Origin of the sequence: Herbiconiux dendrobii, assembly GCF_052048175.1 — a bacterium.
In the GTDB taxonomy this organism is placed as follows: Bacteria; Actinomycetota; Actinomycetes; order Actinomycetales; family Microbacteriaceae; genus Herbiconiux.
On record NZ_JBLZQV010000002.1, the window covers coordinates 560,479 to 581,805 of the forward strand.

Annotated in this window: 15 protein-coding genes; 10 read left to right on the top strand and 5 right to left on the bottom strand. The window is 69.5% G+C overall.

The window, feature by feature from the left end:
- Positions 1–9: 9 nt before the first annotated feature.
- The gene (locus ACN4JJ_RS07570) at positions 10–1,419 is read right to left on the bottom strand and encodes an MFS transporter (RefSeq protein WP_440709297.1); all 1,410 of its coding nucleotides are present in this window, start codon (positions 1,417–1,419) and stop codon (positions 10–12) included.
- A 151-nt stretch (positions 1,420–1,570) separates the two neighbouring features.
- Between ACN4JJ_RS07570 and ACN4JJ_RS07575 the strand changes: the two genes are divergently transcribed.
- Positions 1,571–2,878, top strand: a complete 1,308-nt coding sequence (locus ACN4JJ_RS07575) for a S1C family serine protease (RefSeq protein ID WP_440709298.1) — start codon at positions 1,571–1,573, stop codon at positions 2,876–2,878.
- 24 nt (positions 2,879–2,902) lie between these two features.
- Here ACN4JJ_RS07575 and ACN4JJ_RS07580 read toward each other — a convergent pair whose 3' ends face one another.
- Positions 2,903–3,496: a hypothetical protein gene (locus tag ACN4JJ_RS07580; protein WP_440709299.1), complete on the bottom strand. Its 594-nt coding sequence runs from the start codon at positions 3,494–3,496 to the stop codon at positions 2,903–2,905.
- Between the two features lie 183 nt (positions 3,497–3,679).
- Between ACN4JJ_RS07580 and dnaK the strand changes: the two genes are divergently transcribed.
- The 7 genes from dnaK (at position 3,680) to ACN4JJ_RS07615 (ending at position 13,768) form a co-directional block, all read left to right on the top strand.
- Entirely contained in the window at positions 3,680–5,551 is a 1,872-nt protein-coding gene (dnaK, locus tag ACN4JJ_RS07585) for a molecular chaperone DnaK (protein ID WP_440709300.1), read from the top strand.
- 3 nt (positions 5,552–5,554) lie between these two features.
- Positions 5,555–6,157, top strand: coding sequence for a nucleotide exchange factor GrpE (locus ACN4JJ_RS07590; RefSeq protein ID WP_440709301.1), 603 nt, complete (start codon positions 5,555–5,557; stop codon positions 6,155–6,157).
- Positions 6,150–7,145 (top strand): DnaJ C-terminal domain-containing protein, encoded by a 996-nt coding sequence (locus ACN4JJ_RS07595; RefSeq protein ID WP_440709302.1) that lies wholly within the window; start codon positions 6,150–6,152, stop codon positions 7,143–7,145. The genes ACN4JJ_RS07590 and ACN4JJ_RS07595 overlap by 8 nt, the downstream gene beginning before the upstream one ends.
- Before the next feature lie 181 nt (positions 7,146–7,326).
- A complete protein-coding gene (locus ACN4JJ_RS07600; protein WP_440709303.1) occupies positions 7,327–7,752 on the top strand; it encodes a heat shock protein transcriptional repressor HspR in 426 nt (141 codons plus the stop codon).
- A 103-nt stretch (positions 7,753–7,855) separates the two neighbouring features.
- The gene (locus ACN4JJ_RS07605; RefSeq protein ID WP_440709304.1) at positions 7,856–8,509 is read left to right on the top strand and encodes a hypothetical protein; all 654 of its coding nucleotides are present in this window, start codon (positions 7,856–7,858) and stop codon (positions 8,507–8,509) included.
- A 29-nt stretch (positions 8,510–8,538) separates the two neighbouring features.
- Positions 8,539–9,744 (top strand): class I SAM-dependent methyltransferase, encoded by a 1,206-nt coding sequence (locus ACN4JJ_RS07610; protein ID WP_440709305.1) that lies wholly within the window; start codon positions 8,539–8,541, stop codon positions 9,742–9,744.
- Between the two features lie 247 nt (positions 9,745–9,991).
- Complete coding sequence (locus ACN4JJ_RS07615) at positions 9,992–13,768, top strand: putative Ig domain-containing protein (RefSeq protein WP_440709306.1); 3,777 nt, start codon at positions 9,992–9,994, stop codon at positions 13,766–13,768.
- A gap of 34 nt (positions 13,769–13,802) precedes the next feature.
- Here ACN4JJ_RS07615 and mptB read toward each other — a convergent pair whose 3' ends face one another.
- A complete protein-coding gene (gene mptB / locus ACN4JJ_RS07620) occupies positions 13,803–15,278 on the bottom strand; it encodes a polyprenol phosphomannose-dependent alpha 1,6 mannosyltransferase MptB (RefSeq protein WP_440709307.1) in 1,476 nt (491 codons plus the stop codon).
- Positions 15,279–15,495: 217 nt separating this feature from the next.
- On the opposite strand from mptB, the gene ACN4JJ_RS07625 reads away from it, so the two are divergent.
- Positions 15,496–17,646 carry an ATP-dependent Clp protease ATP-binding subunit gene (locus ACN4JJ_RS07625; protein WP_440709308.1) on the top strand — a complete coding sequence of 717 codons (2,151 nt, stop codon included), beginning with the start codon at positions 15,496–15,498 and terminating at the stop codon, positions 17,644–17,646.
- Between the two features lie 137 nt (positions 17,647–17,783).
- On the top strand, positions 17,784–19,754 hold the full coding sequence (locus tag ACN4JJ_RS07630) for a cell wall-binding repeat-containing protein (RefSeq protein WP_440709309.1): 1,971 nt from the start codon (positions 17,784–17,786) through the stop codon (positions 19,752–19,754).
- 6 nt (positions 19,755–19,760) lie between these two features.
- On the opposite strand, the gene ACN4JJ_RS07635 is transcribed toward ACN4JJ_RS07630, so the two are convergent.
- Both ACN4JJ_RS07635 and ACN4JJ_RS07640 read right to left on the bottom strand, forming a co-directional pair.
- Positions 19,761–20,366, bottom strand: coding sequence for a nitroreductase family protein (locus ACN4JJ_RS07635; RefSeq protein WP_440709310.1), 606 nt, complete (start codon positions 20,364–20,366; stop codon positions 19,761–19,763).
- Between the two features lie 141 nt (positions 20,367–20,507).
- Positions 20,508–21,269, bottom strand: a complete 762-nt coding sequence (locus ACN4JJ_RS07640; protein WP_440709311.1) for a DedA family protein — start codon at positions 21,267–21,269, stop codon at positions 20,508–20,510.
- Positions 21,270–21,327 lie beyond the last annotated feature (58 nt).

Sequence of the window (21,327 nt, forward strand, 5' to 3'; positions counted from 1 at the left end):
CCGCGGAACTCAGCGAGCGCTGGGCGTCGGTGCGGCGGCGGCCCGCCCGTCGAGGCTCCCGCCGCGCTCGGCCAGCGCTCCCACGCCGCCCGACTTCACCGGCAGGAGCAGCAGCAGACCCGCGAGCAGCACCAGCACGATGCCCAGGATGCCCCAGTACTGCACGTTCGCCCCGGGGCCGGCGATCGCGGCTCCGATGCCGATGAACACCGTGAACATCAGCGGTGACAGGAACGTCGCCGCCTTGCCCGTGGTGGCGTAGAGCCCGAAGATCTCGCCGTCGCGCCCCGCCGGGATGCGCCGCGCCAGGAACGAGCGGCTCGCCGACTGCGCAGGCCCCACGAAGGCGCAGAGCGCGAGCCCGAAGATCCAGAACACCGTCTGCCCGCCGTCGTGCAGGAAGAACACGGCCGACCCGCAGACCACGAGCCCCACCAGCGCGGTGACGATCACGGGCTTCGCGCCGAAGCGGTCGTCCAGCAGTCCCACCAGGATCGTGGATGCCCCGGCCACGATGTTCGCGGCGATGGCGAAGATGATCACCTGCCCCGACGAGAAGCCGAACGAGCCCGCCGCCAGCACGCCGCCGAAGGTGAACACCCCCGTCAGCCCGTCGCGGAACACCGCGCTCGCCACCAGGAAGTACACCGTCTGCCGGCTCTCCCGGAAGAGCGTGCGGATGTCGCGGAAGAGCACTCCGTACGAGGCGAAGAAGCCCACGCGGGGCCCGCGGGCGGCCGCATCCGTCGACGGCGCGTTGTACTCGGGCACCGAGAGCAGCACCGGCAGCGCGAACAGCCCGAACCAGATCGCCGACACCAGCACGGTGACCCGGATCGGCAGGCCATCCGTCGCCGGCACCCCGAACAGAGCCGTGCCGCCGATCGGCTCGATGAACCCGAAGTAGACGAACAGCAGCAGCACGATGCCGCCCACGTAGCCCATGCCCCAGCCGAAGCCGGACACCTTGCCGATGGTCTTGGGGGTCGAGACCTGCCACATCATGGCGTTGTAGTTCACGCTCGCGAACTCGAAGAAGATGGTGCCGGCCGCTAGGAGGAACAGGCCGAGCCAGAGATAGCCGGGATCCGGTGCCACGAAGAACATCAGCGCCGACAGCCCCACCACGATGTAGGTGTTGACCGCGAGCCAGAGCTTGCGGCGGCCGCGCCGGTCGGAGCGCTGACCCGTGATCGGCGCGAGCAGCGCCACGAGCACGCCCGCGATCGTCATGGCGATGCCGAGCTGCGCCGAGACGGCGGTCTCGCCGCCGAACGAGTCGCTCGTGAGGTACACCGTGAACACGAAGGTGGTGATGACCGCATTGAACGAGGCGGATCCCCAGTCCCAGAGGCCCCAGGCGAGCACGTGGCGGAAGCGGGGGGCTGCGCTGGCAGCCGGCGTGGAGCCGTCGGTCATGCAGTCACAGTACTGCTCACCGGTGAACAGCGGTCGACGAGTCATAGCCGGCTCATAGCGCGGCCCCAGCAGACGTGTGGACAGGCGGGATGAACTGGGTTCCGCACCGCACCGGAGCCCCCCACTTCCCTGAATCAGACTCGAGGACACCATGAACTACTCCATCACGACCCTGCCCGACCCGCGCGCCACCCGCCGCTCCCGTCGCCGCCAAGCCGGCCTCATCGCGGGCGCCACGGCGCTCGGACTCGTCGGCCTGCTCGGCACCGGGGGCACCGCGGTCGCTCTCGGCCAGGCCCTCGTGACGCAGGCCACGGCCGGCAGCTCGACCGCAGCGGTCATCGAGCCCGGAACCACCGCGACCGGCCCCGGCTCGTCGTTCGGGCTGGTCTCGCCGTACGGCAGCGGCACGGGCACGGGCTCCGGCGGCAGCAGCAACGGGTACGGGTACGGGTACAACTCCGGTTCGGGCTCCAGCGGTTACGGCAACGGCTACGGCTCCGGAACGGGAACCGGCTCCACCTCCACCCAGACGGATGCGGTCGCCGCGTCGGCCGAGCAGACCGCGGGCGTCGTCACCATCGTCTCCGATCTCAGCTACCAGGGCGGGCAGGCGGCCGGCACGGGGATCGTGCTCACCTCCGACGGCCTCATCCTCACCAACAACCACGTGGTCGAGGGGTCGACCGCGGTGGAGGTCACCGACGAGGAGACCGGCGAGAGCTACTCGGCCTCGGTCGTGGGCGTCGACCCGACGAACGACATCGCGGTGCTGCAGCTGGCCGGGGCGAGCGGGCTTTCCACCAAGGCGCTCGCCACCGACTCGAACGCGGCCGCCGTGGGCGACGCCGTCACCGCCGTGGGCAACGCGGAGGGAACCGGCGACCTCGTCGCCGCATCCGGAACCGTCACGGCCTTGGAGCAGAGCATCACCACGCAGAGCGAGTCGGGGGTCTCCAGCGAAGACCTCACCGGTCTCATCCAGGTCGACGCCGACATCGTCTCCGGCGACTCGGGCGGTCCGCTGCTGAACGCCGACGGCGCCGTGGTGGGCATCGACACCGCCGCTTCCTCGGGCTCGGCCGAGATCACCGGCTTCGCCATCCCGATCTCCACCGCACTCGACATCGCCTCGCAGATCGTGTCGGGTGACGAGAGCGGCACCGTGCAGATCGGGGCGAACGGCTTCCTCGGTATCGGCCTGTCGCAGTCGGCGACCGGTTCGGCCGCCGGCGCGCTCGTCGCGGGCGTGTACGAGAACACCCCCGCCGCGGAGGCCGGGCTCGCTGCGGGTGACACGATCACCGCCGTGAACGGCACCGCCGTGGCATCCGGAACCGCCCTGTCGGCCGCGATCGCCCAGCTGGAGCCGGGAGACTCGGTGACCCTCAGCTGGACGACCGCCGCCGGCGCCGCCCAGTCGGCCACCGTGACGCTGATCGCGGGCCCCACCGCCTGATCGGCGGGCGCTCGCGGAACCGGTCTAGCGGTCGCGGTAGGGGAGGAGGTCGTCGAAGCTCTCGACGCCATGGGTCTCGAAGACCTCGTCCCCGGTCACCAGGATGAAGCTGCCAGGGAGCACGGGGTCGATGTAGACGATGCCGCGGTCCCGCACCTCGGCGGCGTAGCCCGCGGCCGTGAGCTCCGACTCCAGGAGCGCCGACTGCTGCGGGGTGGTGGGCGCGTAGGAGTAGATCCGCACGTTGTCGGTGTTCGGCTTGCCCCACCGGCAGGTGACGCCACCGAACTCGGTGAACCGCTGATGCCGGGTGCCGTAGAGCTCGGTCTGATCGGGCCAGAGCGGATCGGCCTCGAGGCCGGCGGCCAGGAGCGGATCGAGCACCGCCGGGTCGACGAGCTGATCGCAGGTGAGTGCCGTGGCAGCGGGTGTGGATGTGGGTGTGGACGCTGCTGCCGTGGGCGTCGCAACCGGCGCTGCGGGCGCCGTGGTGTGCACGGCCGTCCCGGCGGGGGTGCTCCCCGGCGCCGACGGGAGCGGGGTTCCCGCCGCGCAACCGCTCAGCGAGACTCCGGCCACGACCGCCACGGCGATGCCCCACCTCGATGATCGACTCATGTCGGAAAGGCTAAGGGATGGAGGGCGATTCTGGGGGGATGCTGAGAGTTGAGCCGCAGCGACTCAAGTTTGGCCCGGCCGACTTGACGTGGCTGGGCGTACCTGGAAAACTTGAGGTCACAAGGCTCAGGTCTTGAACAGACTTTCGACACGACAGCATCGCAACAGAAGGAGAACAGCCACATGGCTCGTGCAGTAGGCATCGACCTCGGAACCACCAACTCGGTGGTCGCCGTGCTCGAAGGTGGAGAGCCCACCGTCATCGCGAACGCGGAAGGCTTCCGCACCACCCCGTCCGTGGTCGCATTCACGAAGGACGGCGAGGTGCTCGTCGGCGAGACCGCGAAGCGCCAGGCGGTCACCAACGTCGACCGCACCATCTCCAGCGTGAAGCGCCACATCGGCACCGACTGGAAGGCCGACATCGACGGCAAGAAGCTCACGCCGCAGGAGATCTCGGCCCGCATCCTGGCCAAGCTCAAGCGCGACGCCGAGTCGTACCTGGGCGACACGGTGACGGATGCCGTCATCACCGTTCCCGCGTACTTCAACGACGCCGAGCGCCAGGCCACGAAGGAGGCCGGAGAGATCGCGGGCCTCAACGTGCTGCGCATCATCAACGAGCCCACCGCGGCCGCGCTCGCCTACGGCCTCGACAAGGGCAAGGAAGACGAGCTCATCCTGGTCTTCGACCTCGGTGGCGGAACCTTCGACGTGTCGCTGCTCGAGGTGGGCAAGGACGACGACTTCAGCACCATCCAGGTGCGCGCCACCTCGGGTGACAACCGCCTCGGTGGAGACGACTGGGACCAGCGGATCGTCGACTACCTGATCAAGCAGTTCAAGGACACCACCGGCGTCGACGTCTCCAACGACAAGATCGCCAAGCAGCGCCTCAAAGAGGCCGCGGAGCAGGCCAAGAAGGAGCTCTCCTCGGGCATGTCGGCCAGCATCACGCTGCCCTACCTCTCGCTCACCGAGAACGGCCCGGCCAACCTCGACGCCACGCTCACCCGCGCCAAGTTCGAGGAACTCACCAGCGATCTGCTGGCCCGCACCGAGAAGCCCTTCAAAGACGTGATCGCCGAAGCCGGCGTCTCGGTCAACGACATCGCCCACGTGGTGCTCGTCGGTGGCTCGACCCGCATGCCCGCCGTGGTGGAGCTGGTCAAGAAGCTCACCGGTGGCAAAGACCCCAACAAGGGCGTGAACCCGGATGAGGTCGTCGCCGTCGGCGCCGCCCTGCAGGCCGGCGTGCTGAAGGGTGAGCGCAAGGACGTGCTGCTCATCGACGTCACCCCCCTGAGCCTCGGTATCGAGACCAAGGGCGGCATCATGACCAAGCTCATCGAGCGCAACACGGCCATCCCCACCAAGCGCAGCGAGACCTTCACCACGGCCGACGACAACCAGCCGTCCGTGGCGATCCAGGTGTTCCAGGGCGAGCGCGAGTTCACCCGGGACAACAAGAACCTGGGCACCTTCGAGCTCACCGGCATCGCGCCGGCGCCCCGTGGCATCCCGCAGGTCGAGGTCACCTTCGACATCGACGCCAACGGCATCGTGCACGTGTCCGCGAAGGACAAGGGCACCGGCAAGGAGCAGTCGATGACCATCACCGGCGGTTCGTCGCTGGCGAAGGAAGACATCGAGCGCATGGTGCGCGAGGCCGAGGAGCACGCCGCCGAAGACAAGGCGCGCCGCGAGGCCGCCGAGGTGCGCAACCAGGCCGAGACGCTCGCGTACTCGACCGACAAGCTCATCAAGGAGAACGACGACAAGCTGCCCGACGACGTCAAGACCGAGGTCCAGGCCGACGTCGACGCGCTGAAGTCGGCCCTCGCGGGTGAGGACGACGCGGCCGTGAAGACCGCGTTCGACAAGCTCAACGAGAGCCAGCAGAAGCTCGGCCAGGCCATCTATGCTTCTGCTCAGGCCGACGCATCCGCTCCGGCGGGCGAACAGGGCGAGCCCACCGAGTCCTCCGCCAAGGAGGATGACGACGTGGTCGACGCCGAGGTCGTCGAAGACGAAGACGAGCCGAAGGACAAGTAATCCATGACTGACGACACCACCAACGGTCGTCAGCCCGATGACGAGTCGGGCGCCTCCTCCGAAGGGGAGACGCCCGACTCGACCTCTGCACAGGGTGCGGAGTTCATCGAGGCTGAGGGACCGGACATCGAGACCTCCCTCTCGGATGCCGACCTGTCGTTCCTGTCGGGTCAGACATCCGCCGACGAGCTGGCCGCCGAGCGGCTGGCCGACCTCCAGCGGGTGACGGCCGAATACGCCAACTACCGCAAGCGCACCGAGGCGAACCGTGAGGTGGAGCGCGAGCGCGCCACCGGCGACGTCGTGAAGGTGCTCATCCCGGTGCTCGACGACCTCGATCGGGCCGCCAAGCACGGCGACCTCGAAGAGGGCGGCCCGTTCACCGCGATCGCCAACAAGCTGCGCTCGAGCGTGGAGCGGGTGGGCCTCAAGCCCTTCGCGGCGGTCGGGGAGGAATTCGACCCCCAGCTGCACGAGGCGATCTTCCAGCAGCCCAGCGACGACGTCACCACCCCCACGATCGCCGACGTGGTCGAGTCGGGGTACTACCTCGGCTCCACGCTGCTGCGCGCCGCCAAGGTCGTGGTGGCGGTGCCCAATGGCTAGCCAGGACTGGTTCGACAAAGACTTCTACAAGGTGCTCGGGGTGTCGAAAGACATCTCCGACGCCGAGTTGAAGAAGGCGTACCGCAAGCTCGCCCGTCAGTACCATCCCGACTCCAATCAGGGCGACGTCAAGGCCGAGGCCCGGTTCAAAGAGATCTCCGAGGCCTACTCGGTGCTCTCGGACGCCGAGCAGCGCAAGGAGTACGACCAGATCCGCGCCATGGGCTCCGGCGCTCGCTTCACCGCGGGTGGCGGGGGTCAGGGCGGCGGCTTCGAAGACGTCTTCGGCGGTATGTTCGGCCAGGGCGGAGGCGGTGCCCGCGGGCAGTCGTACAGCTACCAGCAGTCGCCGGGCGGCTTCGACGACATCCTGGGTGGGATGTTCGGCGGCGGTGCGCGCGGGGGTCGCGGTGGCTTCGGCGGCGCCTACGGTCCCACCCGGGGCCGCGACGTCACGGCGCGCACCACGATCGACTTCGTCACCGCGGTCAAGGGCGACACCATCAAGCTGCAGACGGCGGATGGCAAGCCGATCACGGTGAAGATCCCGGCCGGCGTGGCCGACCAGCAGAAGATCAAGCTGCGCGGCAAGGGCGAGCCCTCGCCCGACGGCGGTGAGCCCGGCGACATCGTGCTCACGGTCTCGGTGCGCAAGCATCCGGTGTTCGAGCGTGACGGGCTGAACCTGCGCGTGAACGTGCCGGTCACCTTTGTCGAGGCCACCCTCGGTGCCACCATCGAGGTGCCGACGCTCGGCGGTGCGCCGGTGAAGCTCAAGGTCGCGGCGGGAACTCCGTCGGGCCGGGTGCTGCGCGTCAAGGGCCGTGGCGTGGAGTCGGCCAAGGGCAAGGGCGACCTGCTCGCGGTCGTGCAGGTCGCGGTGCCCGCGCACCTCACGGCGGCGCAGCGCGAGGCCCTCGAGGCGTTCCACGCGGTGGAGCCCGCCGAGAACCCGCGCACCGAGCTCCTCGCGAAAGCGCAGGACTGAGGATGCCGCGGGTCGGCCTGCCCCGTTCGGTGGCAGGCCGGCCCGCGCTCTCCTCCCGTACCTCTTCTGCCCGCACGATGACAGCGGATGTGGCATCTCGCGTGTCGAACCCGCAACCACCGTCATCTCGGCCCGCACATCCGTACTCGAGTCACACTGATCTCTCTGAGGGAGGAATCGCATGAACGACGTCGATGAGAACTCTCCGTTGTTCGCGATCGCCGTGGCGGCCGAGCTCGCCGGCATGCATCCGCAGACCCTCCGGCAATACGACCGGCTCGGGCTGGTGAGTCCCACCCGCACGGCCGGCAAGTCGCGCCGCTACTCGATGCGTGACGTGGTGCAGCTGCGCGAGGTGGCGCGCCTGTCGTCCGAGGGTGTCTCGCTCGAGGGGATCGCGCGCATCCTGCAGCTCGAGAACCAGGTCTCCGCGCTGAGTGCCCGCGTGCGCGAACTCGAGGGCGCGCTCGCCGACGAGCTGCTCAACCGCCCCGGCCGCCGCGTCTTCGCCGCCGGTGTGGAGGGCGAGGTCATCTCGCTGAAGCACGGCACCCGCACCCAGCGCCGCACCGAGCTCGTGGTCTGGCGCCCCGGCCGCGACGAGTAGCGGGCCGACAGAGAACTTTCCGGTCGCCTGCGCTCAGGTCGGTCTTCGGCCATCCGCCTCAGGTCACCTTGACTCCAGGCCGGCGAGCGAGGATGCTCGTGCCGTGACGTATTCTCAGTTTCAGGGCCCCGGCCCCGGCCCCGACCCCGGCTCTGTGGCGCGTCCGGTCGCGCCACCGCGTCCGGCGCTGACCGCTCGGCAGAAGCGCGGTGCGACGCTCGGAGGGCTGGCGCTGGGAGCTGTCGTCGCGTGCTTCGCAGTCGGGCTCGGTGCGGCGGTGCTGATCGCCGGGTGGACGATGGACGTGGATGCGGCCGTGCAGTCCGCGGCTCCGGTGCTTGTCGCCGCCACGCTCGTGCTGCTCGGCGGGGCGTGGGCCGCCTCGTGGGGCCTGCTGCGACGTCACGGCGTGGCGCATCCGGTCGCCGTCACGGGCTGGTCGCTCGCGATCGTGGTCGTCGTCGCGGTGCTCTCAGCGGTGCTGGCGGGGTTGCTGGCGGTCGTCTTCGGGGCGCTGTCGTTCGTGTTCACGATGAGCGGGCAGGCGATCGGGCCGATCGTCGTGGTGGCCGCGCTGGCTGCGGCGGTGCCTCCGCTCCTGGCGGGCTGGCTGTCCGTGGCGGGACTGTCGCGTGCCTACCGCCCTGCCGGGACGGCGGTTCCCGCCGCGCCCTTCGTGCTGCCCGCCGGCGCATCGCCGCCCGCCACGCCCCCGGGGGCCGGCGAAGCGGGCCCGCATCCGCTCGTCCGCATCTGAAGCACCCGGGCACCGCGTACGGTTGAACGGTGACAGAGTTCTCGTTCGACGCCCTCCGCCGCCACCCCGACATCGAGGCCGACAATCTGTTCGCGGTCGATGCGAGTGACCGGCTGATCCTCGACGAGGCGGATGCGGCCATCCAGTCGACCCGGGGCGAACCGGGACAGGTGGTCGTGATCGGCGACAACTACGGCGCGCTCACGCTGGCCACCGCCGGAGTGCTCGAGATCCACGGCATCCGGGTGCACCAGGACGCCCGCTCGGGTGAGCTCGCGCTCGCCGAGAACGCCCGGCGCGTGCTCGATGTCGACCTCGGCGGCCGTTTCCGCAGCCTGCCGCTCGGCCCCGAGCTGCTCGAGGGGGCGACCGTGGTGCTGCTCCAGCTGCCGCGCAGCCTGGCCGCGCTCGACGAGTTCGCGCGGGCGATCGCCGCGTACGCCGATCCCTCGGTCGTGGTGTTCGCGGGTGGGCGCGTCAAGCACATGACGCCGGCCATGAACGAGGTGCTCGCCGCCTCCTTCGGCGAGGTCACGGCCACGCTGGCGCGCCAGAAGTCCCGCGTGCTGATCGCCCGCTCACCGCTGCCCGAGGTCGCGCCGGCCGAGGTGCGCCGCGAGTTCCACGCCGACCACGACCTGTGGGTCTGCGCCACCGGCGGAGCGTTCGCGGGCACGAAGATCGACATCGGCACCCGCCTGCTGCTCGACCACCTGAGCGAGATGAAGCCGGATGCCCGACTCGCCATCGACCTCGGCTGCGGCACCGGGTTGCTCGCCTCGGCGCTGGCCCGCTCGCGTGCGGACTCGGGCTCGAGTTCGGTTTCGGACGCGGACGCGGACGCGGACCCGGCCGAGTCCGCGCATCCGCCCCTCCGCGTGATCGCCACCGACCAGTCCGCCGCGGCGATCGAGTCCACCCGAGCCACCCTCGAGGCGAACGGCCTCACCGGCCGCGTCGAGGCGGTGCGCGACGACGCCCTCGCCGGCTTCGACGACGCCAGCGCCGACCTCATCCTGCTGAACCCGCCCTTCCACGTCGGATCCACGGTCCACGCCGGCATCGCGCTCAAGCTCTTCGAGGCGGCCGGCCGCGTGCTGGCCCCCGGCGGCGAGCTCTGGACCGTCTTCAACTCGCACCTCTCCTACCGCGCGGCGCTGCAGCGCACCGTCGGTGCCACGCGTCAGGTCGACCGCACCCCGAAGTTCACCGTGATGGTCTCGGTCAAGCGCTGAGCCCTGCGCGTCGAGTGCCAGGGGCTGCTGAAGTCCTTGCGATTGTCGAATTCCCCGATCTCGAGTATGGGCGTCCGCGCGTCCGCGCCGGCGCACGCATCCAGCGCGCCGAACCACCTCACCAACCGGGCCGTGGGGCGGCGGATCCGAGAAAGAGGGGTCTTGTTTTATGAGAATGTATCAACTAAGACTGAACTAGTCGACAGTTGTGATGTCGTTTTGCCGACCGGTAACCCTTAGGACCCTCATGCGCACCGAGATGAAGTCGCTCCACACCGTCCGTCTCTCCCTGAGCGCGGGGATTATCGCCCTGCTCCTGACAGGGATGCCTCTCGCCGTGCACGCCGATGAGCTGACCCCCGCAGAGCCGCCCACAGCGACAGCCGATGCTCTCCCCGTCGACGCGGAAGGCTCGTCGACGACCGAGGATGCGCCCGCAGAATCTGCACCCGCCGAGGCAGACTCCGTCGAGTCGACGCCGGCCGAACCCGTGCCGGCCGAACCCGCGGTGCCTGCAGAGGCCGCCGACGGCGACGAGATGGCAGCAGAAGACGCTCCTGCGGTAGACGCACCGGCACCGGCCGTCGATACCCCTGACGCAGAGGCCCCGGCGGCGGGGGAGACCTTTCCCGAGGATGCCCCAGCAGAAGCCCCCGCACCCGCCGCAGAGCTGGCGGCGGCCGTGACGCCGGTGGTGACGTCCGGTGCGCTTTCGGCCGGGACGGTCGGTGCCGCGTACTCGTTCCAGCTCACCTCGAACGTCTCGCCGGTGACCTTCTCGGTGACAGGACTACCAGACGGGCTGCAGGCCGACGCCCAGTCGGGTCTCATCAACGGGACTCCCGCGATCGACGGCGAGTTCACGGTGCGTCTCGAAGCGATCGGCACCGAACCCAGCGACACCACTCAGGTGCGCTACGACACCCTCGTGATCGACCCCGCCCCGGTCATCACCCCGGTGATCACCTCGACGGCCCCACCCAGTGGCACCGTTGGAGTGCCGTACAGCTTTCAGGTGACCTCGAACGTGTCCCCGGTGACGTTCTCCATCACCGGCCTACCGGATGGTCTGACCGCGGATGCACAGTCCGGACTGATTTCGGGGACCCCGACGACGCCGGGCGAATCCACGGTGAAGCTCCAGGCGGTCGGCTCCACGCCCTCGAGCGGATCCTCCCAGGTGGTCTACGCCACCGTACTCATCGAGGCGGCACCCGTCATCGTCCCGGTCATCACATCCGGGCCCCTGCCCGACGGCACCGCCGGGGTGCCGTACAGCTTCCAGGTGACCTCGAACGTGTCCCCGGTCACGTTCTCCATCACCGGCCTGCCCGACGGCCTGACTGCAGACGCGCAGACCGGCCTCATCCAGGGAACACCAACGGTCTACGGCGAGTTCACCGTGCGGGTCCAAGCGATCAGCGACCCGGCGGGCGACGTCTCCCAGACCGCCTACTACACGGTCGTGATCGAGCCGAGCACCGGTGTGGCACCGATCATCACGGCCGGGACCCCGCCCGCAGCCACCACCGGTGAAAGCTACGGCTTCCGCATCACCGCCACCGGCGACAACCTCACCTACAGCGCTACCGGCCTCCCCGCGGGGCTCACGATCGACGCGCAGACCGGCTTCATCGGCGGAACGCCGGCCGACGCCGGAACCTACGAGGTCGCTCTTCGCGTCGTCGACGCTGCAGGACGAATCGGCACTGCGCAAATCGCTCTCATCGTCGATCCCGCTCTCATTCCGGCGCCGGTCATCACAACCTCTTCGCTGCCCGCCGCGACCGTCGGCACCGCCTACCGATTCCAGATCACAGCCACCGGCGACAACCTCCGATACTCCGCGCGCGGCCTGCCGCTCGGCATGAACATCGACCGGGTCAGCGGCATCATCATGGGCACCCCGACCTCCTCGGGCCAGTTCACCGTGCTGGTAGAAGCCGAAGACGCCGGCGGCCAGACGGCCACGAAGCAGCTGCTCCTGCAGGTCGACCCTGCGGCGGTCCCGGTGATCACCACCAACTCGCTACCGGATGCCACCGTCGGTACCGCCTACCGATTCCAAGTCACCGCCACGGGCGAGGAGCTCGAGTACTCCGCACGCGGCCTGCCCCTTGGCCTCGGCATCGATCTGGCCACGGGGCTGATCACGGGCACCCCCATCTCGGAAGGGATGGCCACCGTGCTGCTGCAAGTCGACGATGCCCTGGGGCAGGCGGTCACGAAGCAGCTGTTCTTGCAGGTCGACCCGGCAGCCGTGCCCGTGATCACCACGAGCTCACTTCCGGATGCCACTGCGGGGACCGGGTATCGATTCCAGGTCACCGCGACCGGTGACGGGCTCGAGTATTCCGCCCGGGGGCTGCCGCAAGGCCTCGGCATCGACACGGCCACCGGCCTGATCACCGGCACGCCGGTGTCAGCCGGCCCGGCTACGGTGCTCCTCCAGGTCGACGATGTTCTCGGCCAGACGGCCACGAAGCAGATCGTCATGCAGGTCGAGCCTGCGGTGGCGCCGATGATCACCACCGGTTCACTTCCGGATGCCACGGTTGGCGTCGCCTACCGGTTCCAGGTGACCGCCACGGGCGACGGCCTGTCGTACTCCGCTCGAGGCCTCCCTCGAGGATTGAACATCGACCTGGTGAGCGGCATCATCATGGGCACACCCATGACGGCGGGACCAGCCACCGTGATCTTGCAGGTCGAGGATGCGCTGGGCCAGGAAGCCACGAAGCAGCTCATCCTGCAGGTGAACGCCCCCGCTGCACCCACGATCACGACATCGGCTCTGCCGGCCGCCAGGGTGGGCGCGGTCTACAACCTCCTGGTGACCGCGACCGGTGACGAGCTCGTCTACTCCGCTCGAGGCCTTCCCCTGGGGCTCCGCATCGATTCGGCCACCGGCCTGATCACCGGCACCCCGACCACCGCCGGTTCCGCCACGGTGATCCTGCAGGTCGACGACGCATACGGGCAGACCGCCACCAAGCAGCTGCCCCTCCAAGTGGCGGAAGGAGCGGTCCCCGTGATCACCACCCGAGCGCTTCCCGATGCGGCCGTCGGTGATGCTTACCGTTTCCAGGTCACCGCGACCGGTAGTGGCCTCGAATACTCGGCTCGCGGCCTTCCTCGTGGACTCACCATCGATGCATCCACCGGTCTGATCACCGGCACCCCGACCACCGCCGGTTCCGCCACGGTGATCCTGCAGGTCGACGACGCGCTCGGTCAGACCGCCGCGAAGCAGCTCACCTTGAAGGTGAACGCGAGCAGACCGCCAACCATCACATCCGGGCCGCTGCCGGCCGGCACCGTCGGTTCGGCATACCGTTTCCAGGTCACCGCCACCGCTGACGGTCCGAAGTACTCCGCCCAGGGCCTGCCGGCCGGTCTGGACATCGACCCGAGCAGTGGACTGATCACGGGCACCCCAACGACCGAAGGAGTGGCCACGGTGCTGCTGCAGGTCGATGACGCATTCGGTCGGACCGCCACGAAGCAGGAGACGCTGCGCATCACAGCTGCGGGTGTTCCGCCTCTCGCACCGCCCGTCCTCACGTCGGCACCGCCGTCGGATGGAACGGTCGGCACCGGCTTCAGCTACACACCCATCGTGACAAGCGCCACCCCGGTCACGTTCACGCTCGACGGTTCCGTGCCCGGCCTCGTCTTCGACCCGGCCACCGGCAGCCTCACCGGCACCCCGACGACCGCCGGGAGCTTCCGGCTGGTGATCACCGCCACCAACGGCGCACCCGACTCGGCGACCCAGAGCTTCACTCTCACAGTGTCGCCTGCGGCAGCTCCGCCGGCGCCGCCGAGCGATGCCTCGCCTGTGGCCCCCGTGGCTCACGGCCCCGCATCCGCGACCGCGGCGGAGACGTCAGCCGGCCTCGCGAACACGGGTGCCTCCGGCTCGAGCATCATCATCGAGATCGGCGCCGGCGTCTTGTTCCTCGCCGTGGGGATCGTCATCGCCACGAAGCGGCGCCGAGAGAGCCTGTCGGGACGCCCCTGAGCGCTTCGGCGGAATGCTCGCCTGAGCGGGCCTCTCAGCCGTCGACGGGCTGCCGGACGAGCCCCGGCACCAGGGTGCGGCGCCGAACCACCAGTTCGGTCGCCACCAGCACGCCCACGGCGCCGAGGAACGCCGTGCCGATGACGAGCACCGGGATCGCGGTGTCGCCGTCGAGACGGGGCACGAGGTCGAGCGGTTCCGCCAGGCCGATCAGCATGAAGAACACGGTGGCGTAGACGACCGTGCGGATGCGCCAGAGCTTCTGCAGCCCCGCGATGGCGAAGAAGGTGATCAGCCAGAGCCCGTACCAGGGGTGGATGACCGGCGAGGCCAGGGCGATCACCGCGAAGCAGCCGGCCAGCAGCCAGACCGGATCGGCCCGGCGACGCGAGATCAGCAGGAAGGCGGCGGCCACGCAGCCGAGAGCCAGCACCGCCAGCTTCACGAGGGTCTGCACGAGGTCGCCGTCGAGCCCCACGCCGTTCGCGAGACCGCCGACGCTGACACCCAGGATGTTCGCCGGGGCGTACCAGGACGAGATCGACACCGGGGTCGCGAGCGCCGCGATCCAGCCGACGCCGACTCCCATGCCCCAGCCCATCAGCACGATGCCGCCGAGGGCGATCCCCGACACCGCGAGCCAGCGCCGGATGATGGCGCCCCAGCCCGCGTTCGAACCGGCCCAGATCAGGCCGATGATCGGCAGCGCGATGACCGCGATCGGCTTGACCCCGATGGCCAGCGCCACGAAGACCGTGCCGAGCACCGGCCGATCTTTGAGGGCGTAGTAGACGCCGCCGACGATCAGGCCGAGCATCAGGGAGTCGTTGTGCCCCGCCACCACGAAGTTCATCAGGACGAGCGGGCTGGCGGCCACGACCCAGAGCACGCCGGCCTCGTTGAGGCCGCGCAGGCGCGCGATCCGCCACACGTAGTAGGCGAGCATGGCGAGCCCGGCGGCGGCCAGGAGGCGGAAGGCGAACACGGCGACCTCGGTGGGCAGCGCATCCGTCGACATCACGACGACCCGCTCGAGCCACACGAAGACGGGGCCGTACGGGGTCTGGGTGTCGGCCCAGAGCGGGTCGACACCGATGCCGTACCAGCCGGGGAGGTCGGCCATGCCGGTGGTGTACGGGTTGAGCCCGGCGGCCATCAGCCGGCCCTGGCCGACGTAGGCGAACATGTCGCGGCTGAACATCGGGATGGTCGCGAGCAGCGGCGCACCCCAGGCAGCGGCCGACACCACGACCTGCCGCAGCTGCGAGGCGCGGGTGGCGGTGTTCGCGCGCCGGCCGAGCAGCGACAGGCCCAGCGCGAGCCAGGCGACGAGCAGCATCAGGGCGCCGAAGACCACCAGCATCGCGCAGATGCCGACCCCGGCGCGGGTGTTGCGCAGCACCTCGAACAGCGGCCACGCGTTGAGCGCGGAGGCGGGCCCGATCCAGCCGACGCCCAGCGAACCGACGGCGATGAACACGGAGCCGGCGATTCCGAGCGGCAGACGCACGCGGGAAGGGAGGACATGCACGGTTCCGTCTTACCATGCCAGGATGCGCTGACGCCGGGAGAGGGGCCGCTGCGACGCATCCGTTATACGACGTTCACTAGCGCTGAGCGCCGGGCTGCGGTAAACTTGAGTCACATCAACTCAACTTTGCATCCGGAGTGAGCGGCCGAGGGCCGGGTTCCGGATGCGCACACGCAGAAAGAGGAACACCCCGACCATGCCCACACAGGCAGGTGCGAGCGGCGACGAGCAGAAGAGCGCCCTCGAGCAGTACGGCGTCAACCTGACGGAGATCGCGGCGAGCGGCAAGCTCGACCCCGTGATCGGCCGGGATGCGGAGATCCGCCGGGTCAGCCAGGTTCTGACCCGGCGCACCAAGAACAACCCGGTGCTCATCGGCGAGCCCGGCGTCGGCAAGACGGCCGTCGTCGAGGGGCTCGCGCAGCGCATCGTGGCGGGCGACGTGGCCGATTCCCTGAAGGGCAAGCAGCTGGTGTCGCTCGACCTGGCGGCCCTGGTGGCCGGCGCCAAGTACCGGGGCGAGTTCGAGGAGCGGTTGAAGGCCGTGCTCAAGGAGATCAACGAGGCCGACGGTCAGATCATCACGTTCATCGACGAGCTGCACACGCTGATGGGCGCAGGCGGCGGTGAGGGCTCGGTGGCGGCGTCGAACATGCTGAAGCCGATGCTCGCGCGCGGCGAGCTGCGCCTGATCGGTGCCACGACGCTCGACGAGTACCGCGAGTTCATCGAGAAGGACGCCGCCATGGAGCGCCGCTTCCAGCAGGTGTTCGTGGGCGAGCCCTCGGTGGAGGACACGATCGCGATCCTGCGCGGGCTGAAGGAGCGCTACGAGGCGCACCACAAGGTGGCGATCGCCGACTCGGCGCTGGTGGCCGCGGCATCCCTCTCCAACCGGTACATCCCGGGGCGTCAGCTGCCCGACAAGGCGATCGACCTGATCGACGAGGCGGCCTCGCGGCTGCGCATGGAGATCGACTCGGCTCCGGTCGAGATCGACGAGCTGCGCCGCGGCGTCGACCGTCTGAAGCTCGAAGAGCTCGCCTTGAAGAAGGAGAAGGACGACGCCTCGAAGGAGCGCCTGGCCGCCCTGCGCACGCAGCTGGCCACGCGCGAGGCGACGCTGGCCGCCCTGCAGGAACGGTGGGACCGCGAGCGCGCGGCCCTCAACCGCGTCGGCTCGCTCAAGGAGCAGCTCGACCGTGCCCGGATGAAGGCCGAGCGGGCCCAGCGCGAGGGCAATCTCGAGCAGGCCTCGCGGCTGCTCTACGGTGAGATCCCGGTGCTCGAGCGCACGCTCGCCGAGGCCGAGGCGGCCGAAGTGGCGGCCGACGGCGAAGAGCGCATGGTCAACGACCAGGTGGGCTCGGATGACATCGCCGCGGTGATCGCCGCGTGGACGGGCATCCCGGTCGACCGCCTCACCCAGGGCGAGACCGAGAAGCTGCTGCACCTGGAAGCCGAACTCGGCCGCCGGCTGATCGGCCAGAAGGAGGCCGTGAAGGCGGTGGCGGATGCCGTGCGACGTTACCGCGCCGGCATCGCGGATGCGGACCGGCCGACCGGCTCCTTCCTCTTCCTCGGCCCGACCGGCGTCGGCAAGACCGAGCTGGCCAAGGCGCTCGCCGAGTTCCTGTTCGACGACGAGAAGGCGCTCGTGCGCATCGACATGTCGGAGTACGGCGAGAAGCACTCGGTCGCCCGGCTGCTCGGCGCCCCTCCCGGGTACATCGGCTACGAGCAGGGCGGTCAGCTCACCGAGGCCGTGCGTCGCCGGCCGTATTCGGTGGTGCTGATGGACGAGGTGGAGAAGGCGCACCCGGAGGTCTTCGACGTGCTGCTGCAGGTGCTCGACGACGGGCGGCTGACCGATGGTCAGGGGCGCACGGTCGACTTCCGCAACACCATCCTGATCCTCACCTCGAACCTCGGGTCGTCGTTCCTGACGGATGCGGGGCTGACGCCGTCGCAGCGTCTCGAGGCCGTGAACCTCACGGTGCAGCAGGCCTTCAAGCCGGAGTTCATCAACCGGCTCGACGACATCGTGGTGTTCCAGGCGCTCTCGCACGACGACCTGGCGCAGATCGTGTCGCTCTACGTCGACCGCCTGTCGGTGCGTCTCGCGTCGCGGCGTCTGTCGCTGGCGGTGACCCCGGATGCCCGGGGCTGGCTCGCCGAGCGCGGTTACGACCCCCTGTACGGGGCCCGGCCGCTGCGCCGCTTGATGCAGCGCGAAATCGACGACCGGCTGGCGATGGCGCTGCTCGCGGGAGCGATCCGTGACGGCGACACGGTGCGCGTCGGCGTCGCGCCCTCCGGCGAGGGCCTCACGGTCGCGGCGGAGTAGCGCGGTCTGCGGCGGCGCGTCGCCGTCCCCCGGCCCGGTGCCGCATGAGTAGAAATTGCTCATGCGGCACCTCTGCGTTTGTGGCGCATTCTCGAAAGTGACCCTTGCTCTGGGGGGTCGCGACGAGAGGACCTCTCATGCCCCGATCGACCCGACTGCGCGCCACCCGTCTCCGCGCGCTGGCCGCCTTGACGACGGTCGCAGCGATCGCCGCGGTCGGTCTGGTCTCGGCGGGCCCGGCCTCCGCCGACGCCGATCCCGACCCCGCCACCACGCCGGACGCGTTCTTGACGTCGGCGCCGGTCGATCCGGGTACTCGTCTGACGGAGTTCGCGCTGCCGAACCCGTCGAGCCTGCCGAACGACGTCGTCGCGGGAGCCGACGGCTCGGTCTGGGTCTCGACCTTCGCCGACAAGCAGGTGCTCCGTCTCTCGCGGGACGGCGTCGTCACTACGACCGCCCAGCTCACGGGCGGCCCCTCGAGCCTCGCCACCGACGGAGAGGGCGGCGCCTGGGCGGCGGAGTACGCCTCGAACGCCATCGCCCACGTCTCGGCGGCGGGCGTCGTCACGGAATACCCCGTCCCCACGGCGAACTCATTCCCCGCCCACATCTACGACGCCGGCGACCTCGTCTTCTTCACAGAATCCAACACCGGCAACCTCGGCCGCCTCACCCAGTCCACCGGCGCCATGGTCGAGTACCCCGTCGCCGGCGCGACGACGCTCTGGGCAATCGATGGCGTCGACGATCGATTGTTCGTTTCAGACACCGGCGCGAATGGCGTGCGTCAGCTCGGCCTCGACGGCGCGGTGATCCGGGAGAACCCGTTCATGGGCTACCACATCACTCAGATCACGGGCCTCAGCAACGGCGTCAGCGGATACGGGGGGTTCGTGACCACGGGAGACGGAATCAAGAGGTTCACGTGGGGCGCTGCGTTCAATCTCGACTCGATCATGGGCGACGGTCGGTCCGGGATGACCGGCGGGTCGCGGCAAGGCAACCGTGCCTGGGGTGTCGACTCGGCATCCCGGACGTTCTCCACGTCCGGAACGGACGGGGTGACAGCGGACTATACGGTTCGGGCGACAGGAACGCTGTCAGAACCTGCTCTGACGGAAGGTCGGTACCTGTGGTCCGCGGATCAGGGGTCAGGACGTGTCGTGCGGTTGGATACGTTCGTTGCGCTCAGCGTGATCCGTCATGGGGGCGCAGACCGCTACGAACTGACGTCCGATCTGGTGCACCAACGGTACCCGGCTGGTTCCGACACACTGTTCGTCGCTAGCGGGGAGAAGTTCGCCGATGCCTTGAGCGTCGGTCCGATCGCCGGCCGTCTCGATGCGCCGCTTCTTCTGACGCCGGCTAGTGCGCTGCCGCACTCCGTCACGAACGAGATCCGGGCGCAGCACCCGCGCCATATCTTCGTTGTGGGCGGAGCGACATCGGTCTCGGACTCGACGCTGAACGAGATCGCCGCACTCGTGCCCGGTGCGACTACAGAGCGCATCGGAGGTGCGGATCGGTATGCAGTATCGCGCGCGCTTCTCACCCGAGGTCTGCTTCCCGTGCCGGTCAGTCCCGACAGGCTTTACGTCGCCGACGGTCGGAATTTTCCCGACGCGCTTTCCGCTGTTCCCAACGCGGCGACCGCAGAGACATCCATTCTGCTCGTCGATGGGGCGCTCCGAACCTTGGGTGCCGATGATGTTTCTCTGGTGAAGCAGTCCCACCGCGTGGACATCGCGGGAGGCCCTGTCTCCGTGAGTCAGGGCATTGAGAATCAGATCGACTCGCTCGTCGCCGGTGGGGCCGTGCGGCGCGGTGGCGTAGACCGATTCGAGGTGTCTGATGCCCTCGCCGCAGATTTCTCGGACGGCACCGCCTCCACGGCATACCTGGCGAGTGGGTTCGCCTTCGCTGATGCGTTAGCAGGAGGGGCTGTCGCGGGTAGTGTTCATGCGCCCCTTCTGCTCGCCCATCAGGACTGCGTGCCATCGGCCGCGCTTCTTCGGATCGTGGCCATGGGTGCACGGACCGTCCAGCTGCTCGGCGGCGAGAACACTCTCAGCTCCGACGTGTTCCGTCTCCAGGAGTGCCCCTAGCCAGGGCTACTCGCTGACGAGGACGATTTCGGCGAGGGGGCGACGGGCTCGGGGGGCCGTCTCGCGGGAGCGGAGCGCCTCGTCGGGGAGAGCATCCGGAGTGCCGAGGATGCCGAGCGCGGCCACCGTGATCGGGACCTGGTTGGCGGGGAGGTCGAACGCGGCCGACAGGGCCGCAGCGTCGATGCCGCCCATCTGGTGCACGTGCAGGCCGTCGAGCTGGGCCTGCACGGTGAGGTGGGCCAGCGCCTGACCGAGGTCGTACTCCGCGAAGCGGCGGGGCGTGCCCTCGTCGTCGCTGGTCTCGGCGATGCCGACGACGAGGGCGGCGGCCGATCCGGCCCAGACCTGGTTGAAGCCGAGCAGGTTCGCCACGATGGTGTCGAACACGGCCGAACCGCGGCGGCCCACGATGAAACGGGCGGGCTGCGAGTTGTTGGCCGAGGGCGCCCAGCGGGCCGCCTCGAGGGCGGCGGTGAGGGCGGTCTCGTCGATCGGCTCCGTCGTCACGAAGGAGCGCGGGCTCCAGCGCCCGGCGAGGGCGGGGTGGATGGGCGTGCTCGTCTCGGCGAAGCGCGAGGTGAGGGCGGGGGCGGGGGCGGTGCTGGTCATGATGTCTCCCAAGGCGAAAGAAAGTGTGCACGCCGTCGGGCACGGATAGCGGATCAAGCGGACCCTGGTCCGTTTTGAGACAACGACGCTCAGAGCGCTGTTATTCCTCGATTCCGGATCGCCGATTCACCCGCGCCATCGTCAGCCTTCTGCACCCTCGGGCCGCCCCTGGCGCTCCCGGCGGCGGCGCAGCCGGCCGACGACGAACCAGGCCACGGCACCGAGGATCGCCGCGATGATGACCCACTGCAGCACATCGGCGTAGGGCTCGACCAGATGCCACTGCTCGCCCAGCCAGAAGCCGGCGAGGATGAAGGCGGTGTTCCAGATCAGGCTGCCCGAGGTCGTCAGCAGCGCGAACTTCCACAGCGGCATCCGTTCGATGCCCGCCGGAATCGAGATGAAGCTGCGGAACAGCGGCAGCATCCGGCCGAAGAAGACCGCCTTCGTGCCGTGGCGGAGGAACCACGCCTCGGTCTTGTCGACGTCTTCCACGTCGATCAGCGGGAGGTGGACGGCGAGGCGGCGCATCCGGTCGCGTCCGAGCCAGGCGCCGAGTCCGTAGAGCGCGAGGGCGCCCACGAGCGAGCCGATCGTGGTGAACACGATCGCCGCCACCAGGTCGAGGTCGCCGCGGCTCGCCGCGAAACCGGCCAAAGGCAGGATGACCTCGCTCGGGATCGGCGGGAACAGGTTCTCGATGGCCACCGCGAGTCCCGCGCCCGGGGCGCCGAGGGTCTCCATCAGGCCGACGACCCCGTCGGTGATGGCGGAGAACCCGCCGGAGGACTCCTGCCCCTCGGCGGCGGCAGGGTGAGCCGCGGCGGCCAGAGGGGAGGCGTCGGCTTCGATGCGGAACGGGGATGGGAGGTCGGTCGATGGGTCGGCAAGGGCCAGGCTCATGCCCCCAGGCTACGGAGGTCGGCTGAGGTCCGGCTGAGCAGCGAAGGCTTCTTCCCAA